The 14,881-nt window shown below is 69.6% G+C and carries 14 protein-coding genes and 1 pseudogene; 7 read left to right on the top strand and 8 right to left on the bottom strand.

The features are described from left to right. Positions 1-57: 57 nt before the first annotated feature. Both ACFQ4H_RS25655 and ACFQ4H_RS25650 read left to right on the top strand, forming a co-directional pair. Positions 58-630: a helix-turn-helix domain-containing protein gene (locus ACFQ4H_RS25655; RefSeq protein WP_377575184.1), complete on the top strand. Its 573-nt coding sequence runs from the start codon at positions 58-60 to the stop codon at positions 628-630. Between the two features lie 4 nt (positions 631-634). Beyond that, positions 635-2,089 (top strand): annotated as a pseudogene (locus tag ACFQ4H_RS25650) (MFS transporter); the annotation flags it as partial. A gap of 48 nt (positions 2,090-2,137) precedes the next feature. Here ACFQ4H_RS25650 and ACFQ4H_RS25645 read toward each other — a convergent pair. From ACFQ4H_RS25645 to ACFQ4H_RS25625, 5 genes are all read right to left on the bottom strand, one after another. Next, entirely contained in the window at positions 2,138-2,449 is a 312-nt protein-coding gene (locus tag ACFQ4H_RS25645) for a DUF1707 SHOCT-like domain-containing protein (RefSeq protein WP_377575181.1), read from the bottom strand. 40 nt (positions 2,450-2,489) lie between these two features. Beyond that, entirely contained in the window at positions 2,490-3,695 is a 1,206-nt protein-coding gene (locus ACFQ4H_RS25640) for an ROK family transcriptional regulator (protein WP_377575178.1), read from the bottom strand. A gap of 111 nt (positions 3,696-3,806) precedes the next feature. Beyond that, positions 3,807-5,063, bottom strand: a complete 1,257-nt coding sequence (locus tag ACFQ4H_RS25635) for a sugar ABC transporter permease (RefSeq protein ID WP_377575175.1) — start codon at positions 5,061-5,063, stop codon at positions 3,807-3,809. Next, positions 5,060-5,845 (bottom strand): ATP-binding cassette domain-containing protein, encoded by a 786-nt coding sequence (locus ACFQ4H_RS25630; protein WP_377575174.1) that lies wholly within the window; start codon positions 5,843-5,845, stop codon positions 5,060-5,062. The genes ACFQ4H_RS25635 and ACFQ4H_RS25630 overlap by 4 nt, the downstream gene beginning before the upstream one ends. Before the next feature lie 114 nt (positions 5,846-5,959). Beyond that, positions 5,960-7,048: a sugar ABC transporter substrate-binding protein gene (locus ACFQ4H_RS25625; protein WP_377575171.1), complete on the bottom strand. Its 1,089-nt coding sequence runs from the start codon at positions 7,046-7,048 to the stop codon at positions 5,960-5,962. 289 nt (positions 7,049-7,337) lie between these two features. Here ACFQ4H_RS25625 and ACFQ4H_RS25620 point away from each other — a divergent pair, with 289 nt between their 5' ends. Together ACFQ4H_RS25620 and ACFQ4H_RS25615 are read left to right on the top strand one after the other, a co-directional pair. Beyond that, complete coding sequence (locus ACFQ4H_RS25620) at positions 7,338-8,210, top strand: Clp protease N-terminal domain-containing protein (RefSeq protein WP_377575168.1); 873 nt, start codon at positions 7,338-7,340, stop codon at positions 8,208-8,210. Beyond that, positions 8,207-9,187: an asparaginase gene (locus ACFQ4H_RS25615; RefSeq protein ID WP_377575165.1), complete on the top strand. Its 981-nt coding sequence runs from the start codon at positions 8,207-8,209 to the stop codon at positions 9,185-9,187. Before ACFQ4H_RS25620 ends, ACFQ4H_RS25615 begins: the two co-directional genes overlap by 4 nt. A gap of 108 nt (positions 9,188-9,295) precedes the next feature. On the opposite strand, the gene ybaK is transcribed toward ACFQ4H_RS25615, so the two are convergent. Next, the gene (ybaK, locus tag ACFQ4H_RS25610; RefSeq protein ID WP_377575162.1) at positions 9,296-9,775 is read right to left on the bottom strand and encodes a Cys-tRNA(Pro) deacylase; all 480 of its coding nucleotides are present in this window, start codon (positions 9,773-9,775) and stop codon (positions 9,296-9,298) included. Positions 9,776-9,784: 9 nt separating this feature from the next. Beyond that, positions 9,785-11,017, bottom strand: coding sequence for a THUMP-like domain-containing protein (locus tag ACFQ4H_RS25605; RefSeq protein ID WP_377575160.1), 1,233 nt, complete (start codon positions 11,015-11,017; stop codon positions 9,785-9,787). A 344-nt stretch (positions 11,018-11,361) separates the two neighbouring features. On the opposite strand from ACFQ4H_RS25605, the gene groES reads away from it, so the two are divergent. Further along, positions 11,362-11,676 carry a co-chaperone GroES gene (gene groES / locus ACFQ4H_RS25600; RefSeq protein WP_377575158.1) on the top strand — a complete coding sequence of 105 codons (315 nt, stop codon included), beginning with the start codon at positions 11,362-11,364 and terminating at the stop codon, positions 11,674-11,676. 144 nt (positions 11,677-11,820) lie between these two features. After that, complete coding sequence (gene groL, locus ACFQ4H_RS25595) at positions 11,821-13,473, top strand: chaperonin GroEL (RefSeq protein WP_377575156.1); 1,653 nt, start codon at positions 11,821-11,823, stop codon at positions 13,471-13,473. Between the two features lie 214 nt (positions 13,474-13,687). Here groL and ACFQ4H_RS25590 read toward each other — a convergent pair whose 3' ends face one another. After that, positions 13,688-14,071, bottom strand: coding sequence for a WhiB family transcriptional regulator (locus ACFQ4H_RS25590; protein ID WP_377575153.1), 384 nt, complete (start codon positions 14,069-14,071; stop codon positions 13,688-13,690). A gap of 315 nt (positions 14,072-14,386) precedes the next feature. Here ACFQ4H_RS25590 and ACFQ4H_RS25585 point away from each other — a divergent pair. After that, positions 14,387-14,881: response regulator (locus ACFQ4H_RS25585; protein WP_459077351.1), on the top strand; the 495-nt coding region annotated here is incomplete at its 3' end.

Below are 14,881 nucleotides of genomic sequence, written 5' to 3'. Positions count from 1 at the left end.
AGCGGTCCGCTCACCAACTGCTTGCAAAGAACTCTTTGCAAGGCTAGGTTTGCAAACATGTCTAGGGATGAAGTACGCCCGAGCCCGACCACCCTGCGTGGCCTCGCCCACCCACTGCGGGTGCGAATGCTCAATCTGCTGCGGGAGCACGGTCCCGCCACCGCCACCCTGTTGGCGGCCCGGCTCGGCCAGTCCACCGGCGCGACCAGCTACCACCTTCGCCAACTCGCGCAGTACGGCTTCGTGGTCGAGGACCCCGATCGTGGTGCCGGTCGGGAGCGGTGGTGGAAGGCGGCCCACGGCGGGACGTTGCTCGACGGCACCGTCGGTGGAGAGGCGGCGGCGGAGGTCGAGACCTATCTCCGGGCGGTTGCGTCGCTGTACGCCGAGCGGGTCGACCGGTGGCTGGGGGAGCGCCCCACCCTGTCCGAGGAGTGGCAACGCACGTCCACCCTCAGCAACTGGCGACTGCGGCTGACCGCCACCGAGGCGGCGGAACTACACGACGAGATCTTCGCGTTGCTCGACCGATATCGCCGGGACACCCCGGACATCCCGGCACCTGCCGGTGCCGAGCCGGTCGTCCTACAGGCACAACTCATGCCGTTCCCGTCGGCCGGTACGGAGTAAAGCGATGACAGCCAACTCGATGACCGGCGACGCGACTCCAGGCGGTGCGACTCCAGACGGCTTGCCCCCAGGCGACGTGACCCCAGGCGGTGCGACCACGGGAAGCCTGGTGACCAGGAGCCGTCGCGGTCTGGTCGGACTGCTGACCGCCGAGGTGATCTCGCTGGTCGGCAGCCGGATGAGCATGGTCGCGCTGCCCTGGTTCACCCTGGCGACCACCGGCAGCGCGACAAAGACCGGCCTGGTGGCGTTCGCCGAGATGCTGCCGTACGTCCTTGCCTGCGCGCTCGGCGGTCCACTGATCGACCGGATCGGCGCCCGCCGGATGAGCGTCGTGACCGACGCGGGCAGTGGCCTGGTACTGGTGGCTGTCCCCCTGCTGTACTGGGCGGACCTGCTGGCCTTCGGCGCCTTGGTCGCCGTGGTGGCCGGGGTCGGACTGTCGCGCGGACTCGGTGACACGGCCAAACGGGTGGTCTTCCCGCTGACCGTGACCGCCTCCGGCATGTCGATGACCCGGGCGACCAGCCTGCACGACGGGTTGAGCCGGCTTGCCTCGCTGCTGGGCGCACCGCTGGCCGGCCTGCTGATCGCCGCGCTCGACGCCCCGGTGGTGCTGTTGATCGATGCGGCGACCTTCGTTGCGGGTGCGCTGATCGTGGCGTCGTTCGTACCGGGGAAGATGCCGGGAACCATGTCGGAGACGACGTCAGGTACGACACCAGGAACAACGTCGGAGACGACACCAGGAACGACGTCAGGTACGACACCAGGAACAACGTCGGAGACGACACCAGGAACGACGTCAGGAACGACGTCAGGTGCGACACCAGGAACGACGTCAGGAACGACGTCGGGGGCGAACCCGGACGAGAACAGCGGGTCGTCCGACCGGGAACCGTACCTGGCGGCGCTCCGGGCCGGGCTGGAGTTCCTGCGCCGGGACCGGCTCGTCCGTGGCATGCTCGTCATGCTCTTCGTCACCAACCTCGCCGACGCCGCCTACAGCACCGTACTGGCCCCGATCTGGGCCAGCGACACCATCGGGTCACCGGTCGCGCTCGGATTCCTCTCCGCGTCGTTCGCGGTCGGGGCGGTGCTCGGCAACATCGTCTTCACCGCCGTCGCCCCGAGGCTGCCCCGGTTCGCGATCTTTGCGGTGGGCTTCCTGATCGCCGGTGCGCCGCGGTTCGTCGTACTCGCCCTGGTCGACCAGATCTGGGTCATCTATACGGTCGCCTTCGTGGCCGGCCTGTCGATCGCAGCGGTCAACCCGATCCTCGGGGCGGTCTCCTACGAGCGGATCCCCGAGCAGTTCCGGGCCCGAGTGCTCGGCCTGACCCACGCGGTCTCCTGGGCGGGCATTCCGCTGGGCAGCCTGCTGGCCGGGCTGATGGTGCAGGGCTTCCGGCTGCCGGCCGCCAGCCTGCTGTTCGGCCTCGCCTACCTGGTGGTGACCCTGCTCCCGTTCGTCAGCCCGGCCTGGCGGACGATGGACCGGACCCGGTCAGCGGGCGACGGCCAGGACGATGCCGAGCACGACGAGGGTGACCGCGGCGACGGCGAAGACGACCAGCAGGTCCCGTCGGTCCCGGGGACCGCTGTCGGCGCCGACGGGGGCGGGCGTCGTCGGTAGGTCACGGCTGACGGCGGCCAGTTCAGCCAGCGTACGGGCGGAGTAGACCGCGCCGACCCGGTCGGAGAACTCGTCGAGGCTGAGCCGACCGACCTCGGTGTGTCGTTGCAGGTCGGCGATGGCCCGCTGCCGGTCGTCGTCGGAGGCCCGCATCTGCACGTCCACGATGGACAGGGTACGCATCGACCGGTTCCGCCGCTGCCAGCACCGCAGGAGGATCCGCTCAGCCGGTGACGTCCAGCGGGTCGGCCAGCAGGTGCTCGAAGGCGAGTTCGGCCGCGCCGATCAACGATGCGTCCTCACCCAGTTGCGGCGTACGCAGGCGCACCTGTTCGCGGGCGGCGGGCAGGGCCATCGAGTTGAGCCGGCTGCGAACCCGGGCCGCTGCGGCGAGGTAGACGTCACGCAGGGTGCCGCCGAAGATGACCACCTCGGGATTGAAGATGTTGACCAGGTTGGCCACGCCGAAACCGAGCCAGTCGCCAACCTGTCGTACGGCGGCCTGGGCGTTGGCGTCCCCCCGGGAAGCGGCGTCGACCACGTCGAGTGCCGCTTCCCGGCCGGCGGTCGCCGCCCGCCCGGCGATGTCCAGCATGGCGTACTCGCCGATCTCGGTCTCCCAGCAGCCGCGTGAGCCGCAGCCGCACGGTCGGCCGCCGGGGCGTACCACCATGTGGCCGACCTCGCCGCCGTAGCCGCCGTGCCCGGTCAGCCGCCGACCGCCGACGATGATCCCCGCGTCGACGCCGACGTCTCGGTGCAGGTAGATGAGGTTGTCGCAGCCGGCCCCGGCACCCCGGGCGTGCTCGGCCAGCGCGGAGACGTCGGCGGCGTTACCGGTGACGATGGGGCGTTCGGAGCCGAGTTCGGTGGCCAACGCTGCGGCCAGTGCCGTACCCAGCGGCTCGTCGACCCAGCCGGTCTCCGGCCGTACGTGCACCGGCCCCTGTTCGCCACGCAGGATGCCACAGACCGCGATGCCACCACCCACGTAGACCGAGCCGTCGGGCACCGACCGGTGCATCTGCTTGACGAAGCCGGCCAGCAGCGGCACGGTCTCCTCCACCGGCAGTCCCGGCGGGCGGGGCACCTCCCGCCGGTCGAGGATCGCGCCACCCAGTCCGATCCGGGCGGCCCGTAGCCGGTCCACCTCGATGCTGTACGCGTACGCGTAGACCAGTTCGGACTCGGGTCGTACGACCAGCGACGGCCGCCCGGCCCGGCCGGCCCGCCCGGTGTCCCGGGGCGGCTTCTCACTGACCAGACCGGCGGCGGCGAGGTCGGCGGTCAGCGCCCCGATGGTGCTGCGGTTGAGCCCCAGTTCGGTGGTCAGCTCGGCCCGGGAGGTCGCCCCGTGGATGTGTACGTAGCGCAGCAGTGCACCAAGATTCTGCCGGCGGATCTCCTCCTGGCTCGGCCCTGCGCGCATCGGTGCGGTCACTCCACTCCCCGGGTCGGGTCAACGGTCTCCGTGCTGCGTCGACGGTCTCCGTGCTGGGTCGACGGCTCCCGTATCCGCATCGACGTTCGGCCTGCAACGTCAACGATGTCCGGTCGCCGCCGCTCTGCGTCGGGACAGGGCGTCGACGCCGGCTGCCAGCAGCAGCACCAGCCCGGTCACCACGTACTTGACGCCCGCGCTGTAGCCCATCAGGCCCATGCCGTTGTCGATGACCGCAACCACCGCGCCGCCCAGCACGGCATCAATCACCCGACCCTTGCCGCCGAAGAGACTGGTGCCGCCGATGACCGCAGCGCCGACCGCGTAGAGCAGCACATTACTGCCACCGGTCTTGGCGTCGACGGAGTTGGCCCGGCTGGCGGCGACGATGCCGCCGATCGCGGCCATCGCCGAGCAGATCACGAAGACCGAGATCCGGATCCGGTCGACGTCGATGCCGGCCCGGCGGGCGGCCTCCCGGTTGCCGCCGACCGCGTAGACATGCCGGCCGTACCCGGTGCGTTGCAGCACGAACGTCCAGCCGATCAGCAGCACGGCGATGATCGGTACGACGATCGGCACCCCCTTGAGCGAGACGAACAGCGGGTTGATGCTGCGTTCCAGGTTCAGGATGTGGACGGCGGCGCCGAGGATCACCGCCAGCATGCCGATCCGCGCCAGCACCACGGCCAACGGATCGGTGGTCAGGCCACGGGCCGACCGGTTGCGGTGACGTAGCAGTTGGACCGCCGCGTAGCCGGCGACCGCCACGGCGGCCAGCAGCCAACCGAGCACGGGGGTCAGGTTGCGGTTGGCGATCGCGACCAGCACGGTGTCGCGTACCGACACGTTGGTTCCCTCCCGGACCAGCATCAGTACGACGCCCTGGAAGGCGAGGAAACCGGCCAGGGTCACCACGAACGACGGGATGCCGATCTTCGCGACCAGGAAACCGAGGACGAATCCGATCAGCACACCGGTGCCGATGGCCGCTGCGGCGGCGACGTACCAGGGATAGCCCTGGAGGGTGACCAGGTTGGCCAGCACCGCAGCACAGACCCCGCTGGCGTAGCCGGCGGAGAGGTCGATCTCGCCGAGCAGCAGGACGAAGACCAGGCCCATCGCGATCAACGTCACGGCTGCGCCCTGGGTGAGCAGGTTGGCGAAGTTGAAGGCGGTCAGGAAGGACGGCCGCAGGATCGAGAAGACCACACAGAGGACGACGAGCCCGAGTACGGCCGGCAGTACGCCGATGTCTCCGCCGCGTACCCGGCCGAGGTAGTCGCGTACGTGTGAGCCGACGGTCGGTGCCGGATCGGCGGCCGGTTCCCCGCGTACGGTGGTCATGGTGGTCATCGGTCGACTCCTGCGCTCTCGGGGTCTCCGGCCAGGTCGAGCCCGCCGGTTCGGCCAGCGGTGATCAGCTCGACCACCTGGGCGTGGGTGATGTCGGTGGTCTTGACCTGGGCGACCAGTTGGCCGAGGTAGAGCGCGGCGATCCGGTCGGAGACGGCGAAGACGTCGTTCATGTTGTGCGAGATGAGTACGACGGCCAGGCCGTTGTCAGCCAGCCGGCGGACCAGTTCGAGCACCTGGGCGGTCTGTGCGACGCCCAGTGCGGCGGTGGGCTCGTCGAGGATGACCAGTTTGCTGTTCCACAGCACCGCCTTGGCGATGGCGACCGTCTGCCGCTGCCCGCCGGAGAGGCTGGAGACGTGTTGCCGGAGGGACTTCACCGTGCGTACCGAGAGACCGGCGAGGGTCTCGGCAGCCAGTTGCTCCATGGCCGCCTCGTCGAGTACCAGGCCGCTGCGCTTCTCCCGGCCGAGGAACATGTTCTGGACGATGTCCAGGTTGTCGCAGAGCGCGAGATCCTGGTAGACGACCTCGATGCCCAGCGCCGAGGCGTCGCGTGGACTGTTGACGCTGACCGACCGGCCCTCGAACCAGAACTCACCACCGTCGGTGGGGTAGATGCCGCTGATGCACTTCACGAGGGTGGACTTGCCGGCGCCGTTGTCGCCGACGAGCGCGGTCACCTCGCCCGGATGGACGGAGAGGGCGACGTTGCGCAGGACCTGTACGGGACCGAATCTCTTGTCGATCCCGCGTAGTTCCAACAGGGGGGTCGCGGACACGGGGGTCTCCTTTGGTGCGGGTTGCGCCGCTGGCTGCTCAGGAAGGGCCCCTGCCTCGTTTCCTGCGTGGGCAGGGGCCCTTCCTACCGTCGAGGGCGTGGGTGGCGGCCCGGCTCAGTTCACGCCGGCTTTGGCGCAGAGCGCCGCGAACTCGCCAGCGCACAGATCGGCCCTGGTGACGAAGCCGTCGGTGACAACGTCCTTGACGTTCTCCAGGTAGATAGCCTTGGGGGTGAGTAGTACGGCGGGGACGTCACGATGGCCCTCCGGGTCCTTGACCGTCTGGCCGGTCTCCCGCTTCTCTCCCTTGGCCAGCCCGACGGCCAGGTCGGCGGCGGCGTCGGCCTCCTGCTTGATCGCCTTGTAGACGGTCATGCACTGGTCACCGGCGAGGATGTTCTGGAGCCCCTGCACGTCGGCGTCCTGGCCGGTCACCGGTACCTTGCCGTTGAGCTTGTTCTTCTTCAGCACCGAGATGACCGCGTTGCCCATGCCGTCGTTGGCGGCGAGTACCCCGTCGATCTTCCCGCGCTCCTGGGTCAGCATCTGCTCGAAGATCGTGCCGGCCTGGGTGTTGTCCCACTCGGGTACGGACTGGTCCGGTCCCTTGACGAACTCCTTGGCTTCGTACTTCGGGTTGAGGATCGAGTCGTAGCCCTCCTTGAACAGGGTGGCATTGTTGTCGGTCGACGAACCGTTCAGTTCTGCCACGACCGGGTTCTTGACGCCCTTGTCGGCCAGGCACTTGACCAGGCCTTCGCCCTGTAGTTTGCCGACCGCGACGTTGTCGAAGCTGACGTAGTACTCGGCCGACCCGCCGAGCGTGAGCCGGTCGTAGTCGATGGTGGCGACGCCCTGGGACTTTGCCTTGTCGAGTACGGCCTTGCCGGTGCCGGAGTCCAGGTTGACGATCATCAGGATCGTTACCCCGTTGGCCATCATCTGGTCGGCGATGGTCTGGAACTGGGCTTTGTCGCCCTGGGCGTTCTGGATGTCGTACTGGACGCCGGCTGCTATGAACGCCGATTCGAGGTACTTGCGGTCTGCGGTTTCCCAGCGGGCCGAGGAGGCACTGTCCGGCAGGATTACCCCGATTTTGGGAGTTCTTTCGCTGCCGCCTGCGCCGGAGTCCTCGCCGCAGGCGGCGAGGCCGCCGGTGGCCAGCAGGCCAACGGCGGTGATGGTGAGGAGCCCTCTGCGCATGTGCATGGGTCCTTTCGGGATGAAAAGTGCGGGTCTCGGACGGGGAGGTGGTGCGCCTGCCGGGGATCCGGAGCCGTCGGCAGCGGACTGATTGAGACCGGTCTTTTGTTGTGTCCGGCAACGTATTGGGCACTCGGGAGGTGGCGCAAGACATCCACGTCCCCGACTTTGTTGCCAGCGATAACAATTCCGCAACGCGCATGGCATCCATCTGACCCTTGTTGAACTAACCCCATTGGGGTTAGCGTGGGGGTACATTGTGGAAGTGCTGGTGAGGGGAGTGCGGACAATGCCAAAGATCAACGTTTACCTACCCGACGAACTGGCCGAGGCGGTCAGGGAAGCGGGCGTGCCGGTCTCGGCGATCTGTCAACGAGCGTTGGAGGAGGCGGTACGGCGAGTGACCGCCATCCGGGAGACGACGCTCGGTGACCTGGAGATCGAGGAGTTGAGCGCGCGGTTGCCGCGGTTCACGGCACGGGCCCATGCCGTACTCCGGCTGGCCCTGGATCAGGCGCGGGCCACCGGCGCGCCAACGGTCGGCACCGAGCACCTACTCGGTGCGCTGGTGGCCGAAGGCGGGAACCTCGCCCTCCAGGTCCTCCGTGCCCTGGAGATCGAGCCCGAGCAGATCAACCGGGACCTCGCCCGACTGGCGGCCACCGCCCCGCAGGCGGCCGTGCCCCAGGCGGCCGGGGACCAGGCAGCCGTGCCTCGGGCCACCGTGCCCCAGACGGTCACACCTCAGGCGCCCGGGAACCAGGTCGCGAAACAGTTCAGCGGGTCGGCGGCCAACGCGCTGGAGCTGACCGTCACCGAAGCCACTGCCCTCGGACACAACTACATCGGCTGCGAGCATCTGCTGCTCGGCCTGGTCACCGAGCCCGACGGGACCGCCGGCCAGGTGCTGCGGGCCCGGGGCGCCGAGCCCCGGTTGACCCGCCGCGCCGTGGCGGCGGCGCTGGCCGGCTACGTCCACCTACGCGCCCAGACCGGCAGCCAGACAGTGGGCCAGCCGGGCGCTGCCGGCCAGCCGGGTGGCCCGGTGGCTTCGGCGGAGGCGATGAAGGCCCTCGCCGCAGCCGTCCAGCAGGAGTTGCGCCCCCTCATCGAGCGCATCGAACGGCTCGAAGGGCTCGTCGGCGCGACCACCGAGCGATGACCACCACGAGGCGGGTGCTGCTGTTGGCGACCGGTGACGTCATCGCCCACTCCCGCCGTCCCGGGCAGGAGAGCGTGGCCTCCGGTGCCGAACTGGTCCGGCGGCTCGGCCCCGGCCTGCTCGGGGTGGATGTGGTGGCCGAGGACGTGCTGGCGGAGCCGGGCTGGGACATTTCCCCCGGGACGCTGCTGTCGCTGGCCCGACGGGCGCGTACGGCCATCCTGGAGCAGGGATTCGATGGCGTCGTGGTCACCCACGGCACGGACACCCTGGAGGAGAGCGCGTTCCTCGCCGATCTGCTGGCGGCAACGGCAGCCGACCGTGGCGGGATCGTGTTTACCGGGGCGATGCGTTGTCTGGACGACCCGGCCACCGATGGTCCCGCCAACCTGGCCTCTGCCATCCTGGCCGCAGCCGATCCCGCTCTGCGTGGGGTCGGTGCGGTCGCCTGCCTCAACGGCGAACTGCACGCGGCCCGATGGGTAACCATGATCGATGCTACGGGTCCGGTGGCGTTCTCCTCGTCCCCGTACCCACCGCTCGGTCGCGTCGTCGAGGGACAGGTCGAACTACTGACCGGGCCGCCGGCCCGGCCGCCCCGCCCCGAGGGCGAGCCGGAGCCCGACGTCGCCCTGGTCAAGACCTATCCCGGGATCGATCCGGTGCTGCTCACCAGCATCGTGGATGCCGGTGCCCGAGGCATCGTGTTGGAGGGTACGGGACCCGGCAACGTGCCGGTCGAGCTGTTCGGGACGATCCAGGACCTGATCCAGTGGGACATCCCGGTGGTCGTCGCGTCCCGGTCCCGTACCCGGACGATCGCACTGGACGAACTGCCGTTGGGGCAGGGACTGGCCGCCAAGATGGGGGCAATCGGGGCCCGGGGCCTCGCCCCGGTCAAGGCCCGGGTCGCGTTGATGGTCGCCCTCGGCGGCGGTGGGGTGACCGTCGTACGCGACTGGTTCAGCAGGCTCTGATCCCGCCCGCCTCGCCGGGTAGGCCGTTGACGTAGCACCCGCCGGCCGCCCGCCGGAAACAGCCCGGGGCCGCCCCGGCCTTCCGGCGGCGGTGCGGCGGTGTGGCGGTCAGCGGGTGGCGATGGGTGCCGTGGTCGCCCCGGTCAGCCGTACCAGGTCTGTGGGGGCCAGTTGGAGTTGCAGGCCCCGTCGCCCAGCGGACACGTAGATCGTCGGGAACTTCTCGGCGGACGAGTCGACCACGGTGGGTAGCCGTTTGCGCTGGCCCAGCGGACTGATCCCGCCCCGGACATAGCCGGTGGCCCGCTCGGCGACCGTACGATCGGCCATCGTCGCCCGCTTGCCGCCCGCCGCCGTGGCCAGCGCCTTGAGATCCAGTTCGCCGGTCACCGGTACGACGGCCACGGTCAGCGTCCCGTCCACCTCGGTCACCAGTGACTTGAAGACCTGTCCGGGCGGCACCCCCAGGGCCGCCGCCACCTCGGCGCCGTAGTTCGGGGTGTCGGGAGACACGTTGTACGGATGGGTGCTGTGCGCAATCTTCTGCTTCACCAACAGCGCCGTCGCCGGCGTCCCCTGACCCGCCACGAGCAAACCCTACCGGCTCTCCGGTACCGGCTGACACAACAGCACGGTGGGGGCATCGGCCAGCCGGGTCAGCACGATGGTGGCCGAGCCGGTCCCGGAGAGCCGGAGGTCGCGACGTAGCTGCTCAGGGTCGAGTGCCGAGCCTCGCTTCAGGATTTCCACCCGACCGATGGCCCGCTCGCGCAGTAACGCCCGTAGCCGTTTGAGGCTGAACGGCAGCACGTCGGTGATCTCCAGACACCGGGCGTACGGGGTCGGCTCCGCCCGGTCGGCGAAGACGTAGGCGATCTTCGGGTCGGCGAGTTCGCCGTGCACGGTGTCGGCGAACTCGGCCACCAGGTGCGCCCGGACGATCGCGGCGTCCGGGTCGTACAGGTAGCGGCCGACCGAACCGACCGGTGCGTCGACGGTGCCGGTGCCGGTGAGCTGATGGAACGGGCCCCTTCCGCCAGCGGAAGCGATGAGGAGTGGCCCTTCCTTCCCGCTCAGCAGGGTGGCCCGGCGGGGCGTCTCGGCCAGCGGGCCGCACCAGAGCGTCGCCTCCACCAGGTCACCGTCGACGCTGACCCATTCGGCCTCCGCGCCGGGCGGGATCAGGCCGTGCTCGATGCCGGGCGCCACCTTCAGCGCGGTCCGGGGAACCCGGTCGACCAGTGCGGTGATGAAGTCCCAGGATGGCGAGTACGCCGCCGGGTCGAAGATCCGTCGGCCGGTGCCGGCCCGTCGGCGGGCCGGATCGCAGAACACCGCATCGACCTGTGTCACGTCGAACGCCGTGGCGTCGCCACACTCCACGGTGAACCGGTCGGCCACGCCGGCCGCCTCGGCGTTCGCGGCGGCCATCGCCGCGGTGAGCGGGTCGGCCTCGACGCCGTACACCCGGATGCCGGCGCGGGCGGCGGCGAGTGCGTCCGCACCTAGGCCGCAACCGAGATCGGCCAGGGTGTGCACCCCGGCAGCCCGCAGCCGGGCCGCCCGACGGTCGGCGACCACGGCGCGGGTGGCCTGCTCCAGCCCGGCCCGGGTGAAGAACATTGCGGCGGCCGTCGGCCCGAACTTGGCCGCCGCCCGGCGACGCAGTTCGGCCTGGGTGAGCGCTCCGGCCGCCAGGTCCGCAGGCACGCCGGTCGAGCGGAGCGTGGCGGCGGCGACCAGCGGGTCGCCGCCGGCGAGTACGGCCGCCGTGGCCAGGGCACGCTCGCCCTCAGGGGTACGCAGTGCGGCTAGCAGGTCGATGTCCACCGTGCGATTGTGGCGGCCCGGCCGACCGAGGCCCACGGCGCACTCCGACCACGGCCGACACGCACCCCGGGTACGGCTGCTGGGCCGGCTGGCGGGTGGCGTGACCCGGGCGGGCCATGACTCTCCGCGACCCGCCGTGTTGGCACTCTCCTTGACGGAGTGCTAGCCGCAGGCCTAACCTGCCGTTAGCACTCTCGAACCGAGGGTGCCAGCTTCCGGGCTCTGTTCCGGGGCTGAACGCCAGGCGGACCGGCACCCGCGACGACGGACCCGCCCGGTGGCATGAGGCAGATGACGCTGGTCGGCACGCCGTCCAGCACAGAAACCAAGTACCCCAGGAGGGTATGCCCGTGACTACCGCGACCAAGGTTGCGATCAAGCCGCTCGAGGACCGGATCCTGGTCCAGGCGAACGAGGCTGAGACGACCACGGCGTCGGGCATCGTGATCCCCGACACCGCTAAGGAGAAGCCGCAGGAGGGCACCGTCCTCGCTGTCGGCCCGGGCCGTATCGACGACAACGGCAACCGTATCCCGGTTGACGTGAAGGTCGGCGACACGGTCATCTACTCGAAGTACGGCGGCACCGAGGTCAAGTACGCCGGCGAGGAGTACCTGGTGCTCTCCGCCCGCGACGTCCTCGCGGTCATCGAGAAGTAACCAACTGATCAGTGACGATGCCCCGGACCGGCTCGCCGGGCCGGGGCATCGACTGTTTTGTCGGCCATTGGTCCACCGCCGGCTGCCGCCACCGCGGCTGAGGCGTCGAGACAGTCGAATGGTCGCTAGTTTGAAGGGACATTCATGGCGAAGATCCTGAGCTTCTCGGATGACGCCCGGCACCTGCTCGAGCACGGTGTCAATGCTCTCGCTGACACGGTCAAGGTCACCCTCGGTCCGCGCGGGCGCAACGTCGTACTGGACAAGAAGTTCGGTGCGCCGACGATCACCAACGATGGCGTGACCATCGCCAAGGAGATCGAGCTCACCAACCCGTACGAGAACCTTGGCGCGCAGCTGGTCAAGGAGGTGGCGACGAAGACCAACGACGTCGCCGGTGACGGGACCACCACCGCGACCGTGCTGGCCCAGGCGATGGTCCGGGAGGGCCTGCGCAACGTGGCGGCGGGTGCCAACCCCGCTGGCCTCAAGCGGGGTATCGACGCGGCTGCCGAGAAGGTGTCGGCGGCGCTGCTGGACAGGGCCGTCGAGGTGGACAGCAAGGAGTCCGTCGCGCACGTCGCGACGATCTCCGCGCAGGACGCCACCATCGGTGACCTGATCGCCGAGGCGATGGAGCGGGTCGGCCGCGACGGGGTCATCACCGTCGAGGACGGCTCCACCCTGGCCACCGAGCTGGAGGTCACCGAGGGCCTGCAGTTCGACAAGGGCTTCATCTCCCCGCACTTCGTCACCGACAGCGAGGCGCAGGAGGCGGTGCTCGACGAGCCGTACATCCTGATCACCACGCAGAAGATCTCCTCGATCGAAGAGCTGCTGCCGCTGCTGGAGAAGGTGCTGAAGACCAGCAAGCCGCTGCTGATCGTGGCCGAGGACGTTGAGGGCCAGGCGCTGTCGACCCTCACGGTGAACTCGATCCGCAAGACCATCAAGGTCTGCGCGGTGAAGGCTCCCGGCTTCGGTGACCGCCGTAAGGCGATGCTCCAGGACATGGCGGTGCTCACCGGTGGTGAGCTGATCGCGCCCGAGCTCGGCTACAAGCTCGACGCGGTGAGCCTGGAGATGCTCGGCAGCGCCCGTCGGGTCGTGGTGGACAAGGACACCACCACGGTGGTCGACGGTCGTGGCCAGGAGACCGAGGTGACCGACCGGGTCGCGCAGATCCGCAAGGAGATCGAGGCCTCGGACTCCGACTGGGACCGGGAGAAGCTGGCCGAGCGGCTGGCGAAGCTCTCCGGCGGCATCGCGGTCATCAAGGCCGGCGGGGCGACCGAGGTCGAGATGAAGGAGCGCAAGCACCGCATCGAGGACGCCATCGCCGCTACCAAGGCCGCGGTCGAGGAGGGTACGGTGCCCGGTGGCGGTGCCGCGCTCACGCAGATCGCCTCGGCCCTCGACGGTGACCTCGGGTTCACCGGCGACGAGAAGGTCGGTGTGTCGATCGTCCGTAAGGCGCTGGTCGAGCCGCTGCGCTGGATCGCCCAGAACGCCGGACACGACGGTTACGTCGTCGTGCAGAAGGTCGCCGACAGCGACTGGGGCAAGGGCCTCGACGCCGCCGCCGGTCAGTACGTCGACCTGGCCAAGGCCGGCATCGTCGACCCGGTCAAGGTGACCCGTAACGCGGTCACCAACGCCGCCTCCATCGCCGGCCTGCTGCTCACCACGGAGTCCCTGGTCGTGGAGAAGCCGGAGAAGCCGGTCGCTGCGGCGGCGGGTGGACACGGCCACTCGCACGGCCATGGCCACAGCCACCAGCACGGCCCGGGTTTCTGACCCGCAGCACCCCATGATCCGCGTGATCAGGGGAGAAGCTCCCGCGTGTCGCTGGCGCGTCGCGTACGGAGTTCCCTGATCACGCGGATCTTCCGCTGCTCACGGGCAGGTCTCTTGCTGCTCACCGGCAGGCTTCGCCGCTCGTCGGCCTGCCGGTCTACGCCACCGAACGTTGCCGATCACGGCCGCCGGGCGTTTCCCGCCTGTTGCCGGTCTACGCCACCGAACGCTGGGCCGGGATGGCCGCCTTGTGCCGTCGACCCAGCCGGGCCTCCAGCCGGGCGATGTCGACCCGACTCCGTCGCCGGTCGGCGAGGTCCTCCCAGCCGAGGGCCAGTAACCGCAACCGTTCCGACTCGCTGAACCCGCCCCACACCCCGTACGGCTCGCGGACCGCCAACGCATGCGCGGCGCACTCGGCCCGCACCGGGCAGGTCGCACAGACCGCCTTCGCGTTCGTTTCCCGGCGGTTACGGGAGGCACCCCGCTCGCCGTCCGGGTGGAAGAACTGGGCACTGTCCCGGCCTCGGCACGCGCCGAGCCGCTGCCACTCCCACAGGTCGACGATTGGTCCGGGTAGCCGGCGTACGTCCGACATCATCACCTTCCTCGATGATGGGCCCGACGTCCCAGGGACGACACGACCCGGTAGACCGCTAGGCCGGGTGTCGGCCCAGGTGGACATGTGCACCGAATTCCTGCTGTCCCTGCGATACCCCCTGCGCGGTCGCCTCACACATGACCGGGAGGCGACACCCTTCCAGCGGGCGGGGTCGATCCGGGACATCTTTCCTTACGGCGGCAGAAACTGCACGCACGTGCTGAAACGTCGAAAATGTTGCTGCTCATCGGCCGGAAACTCTTCATGATCAAAGCTTGTCGTGGTCTCCTCCTTGCAGGAGAGGAGAGCATCGTGCGTACAGTTCTCGTCTGCGTCCGGACACCGCTCGCGGCGCAGAATGTCGCTTCCGCCGCAGCTCGACTCGGGCTGGCCGCTGCCGTCCGTACCGCGGTGTCCGACCCCGAGGTGATGCTCAGGCTGGCTGAGCGACCGCCCGACGTGGTTCTGGCCGACACCGCGCTGACCAGACCGGACAGCGTCGGCTTCACCCGCCGGGTGCTGGCTCGGGCACCGGGCGCGGCGATCCTGCTCTTCGGCTCGGAGGAGCCGGGGATGGCGTCGGCCACGATCGCCGCAGGAGCCCGTGGTCTGATCCAGGGCGGTGACCACGACCTGGTCAGTGTGGTGGCGAAGGCGCTCCTGTTGCTCTCGGTCCGGGGGCGCGCCATCCGGGGGGCGGGCCGTGACGGGGCGGCGCTGCCCACGACCACCGCCGGTGGCCCGGCCCTGCCGCCCGAGGTGGTGGTTCCGGCCAGGCCGACCGAGGCCGGTGGACCCGATCCGGCG

This window comes from Micromonospora sonneratiae (assembly GCF_042679305.1).
Classification (GTDB): domain Bacteria; phylum Actinomycetota; class Actinomycetes; order Mycobacteriales; family Micromonosporaceae; genus Micromonospora_H; species Micromonospora_H sonneratiae.
Note: the sequence above shows the minus strand (reverse complement) of the source record. Positions and strands in the feature narration are given on the sequence as shown.

Coding starts and splice junctions, on each gene's coding strand:
- ACFQ4H_RS25645 (WP_377575181.1), bottom strand. CDS start 2,449: ATGCGTACCCTGTCCATCGTGGACGTGCAGATGCGGGCCTCCGACGAC.
- ACFQ4H_RS25625 (WP_377575171.1), bottom strand. CDS start 7,048: ATGCGCAGAGGGCTCCTCACCATCACCGCCGTTGGCCTGCTGGCCACC.
- ACFQ4H_RS25655 (WP_377575184.1), top strand. CDS start 58: ATGTCTAGGGATGAAGTACGCCCGAGCCCGACCACCCTGCGTGGCCTC.
- ACFQ4H_RS25640 (WP_377575178.1), bottom strand. CDS start 3,695: ATGCGCGCAGGGCCGAGCCAGGAGGAGATCCGCCGGCAGAATCTTGGT.
- groL (WP_377575156.1), top strand. CDS start 11,821: ATGGCGAAGATCCTGAGCTTCTCGGATGACGCCCGGCACCTGCTCGAG.
- ACFQ4H_RS25590 (WP_377575153.1), bottom strand. CDS start 14,071: ATGTCGGACGTACGCCGGCTACCCGGACCAATCGTCGACCTGTGGGAG.
- ACFQ4H_RS25635 (WP_377575175.1), bottom strand. CDS start 5,063: ATGACCACCATGACCACCGTACGCGGGGAACCGGCCGCCGATCCGGCA.
- ACFQ4H_RS25615 (WP_377575165.1), top strand. CDS start 8,207: ATGACCACCACGAGGCGGGTGCTGCTGTTGGCGACCGGTGACGTCATC.
- ACFQ4H_RS25620 (WP_377575168.1), top strand. CDS start 7,338: ATGCCAAAGATCAACGTTTACCTACCCGACGAACTGGCCGAGGCGGTC.
- groES (WP_377575158.1), top strand. CDS start 11,362: ATGCCCGTGACTACCGCGACCAAGGTTGCGATCAAGCCGCTCGAGGAC.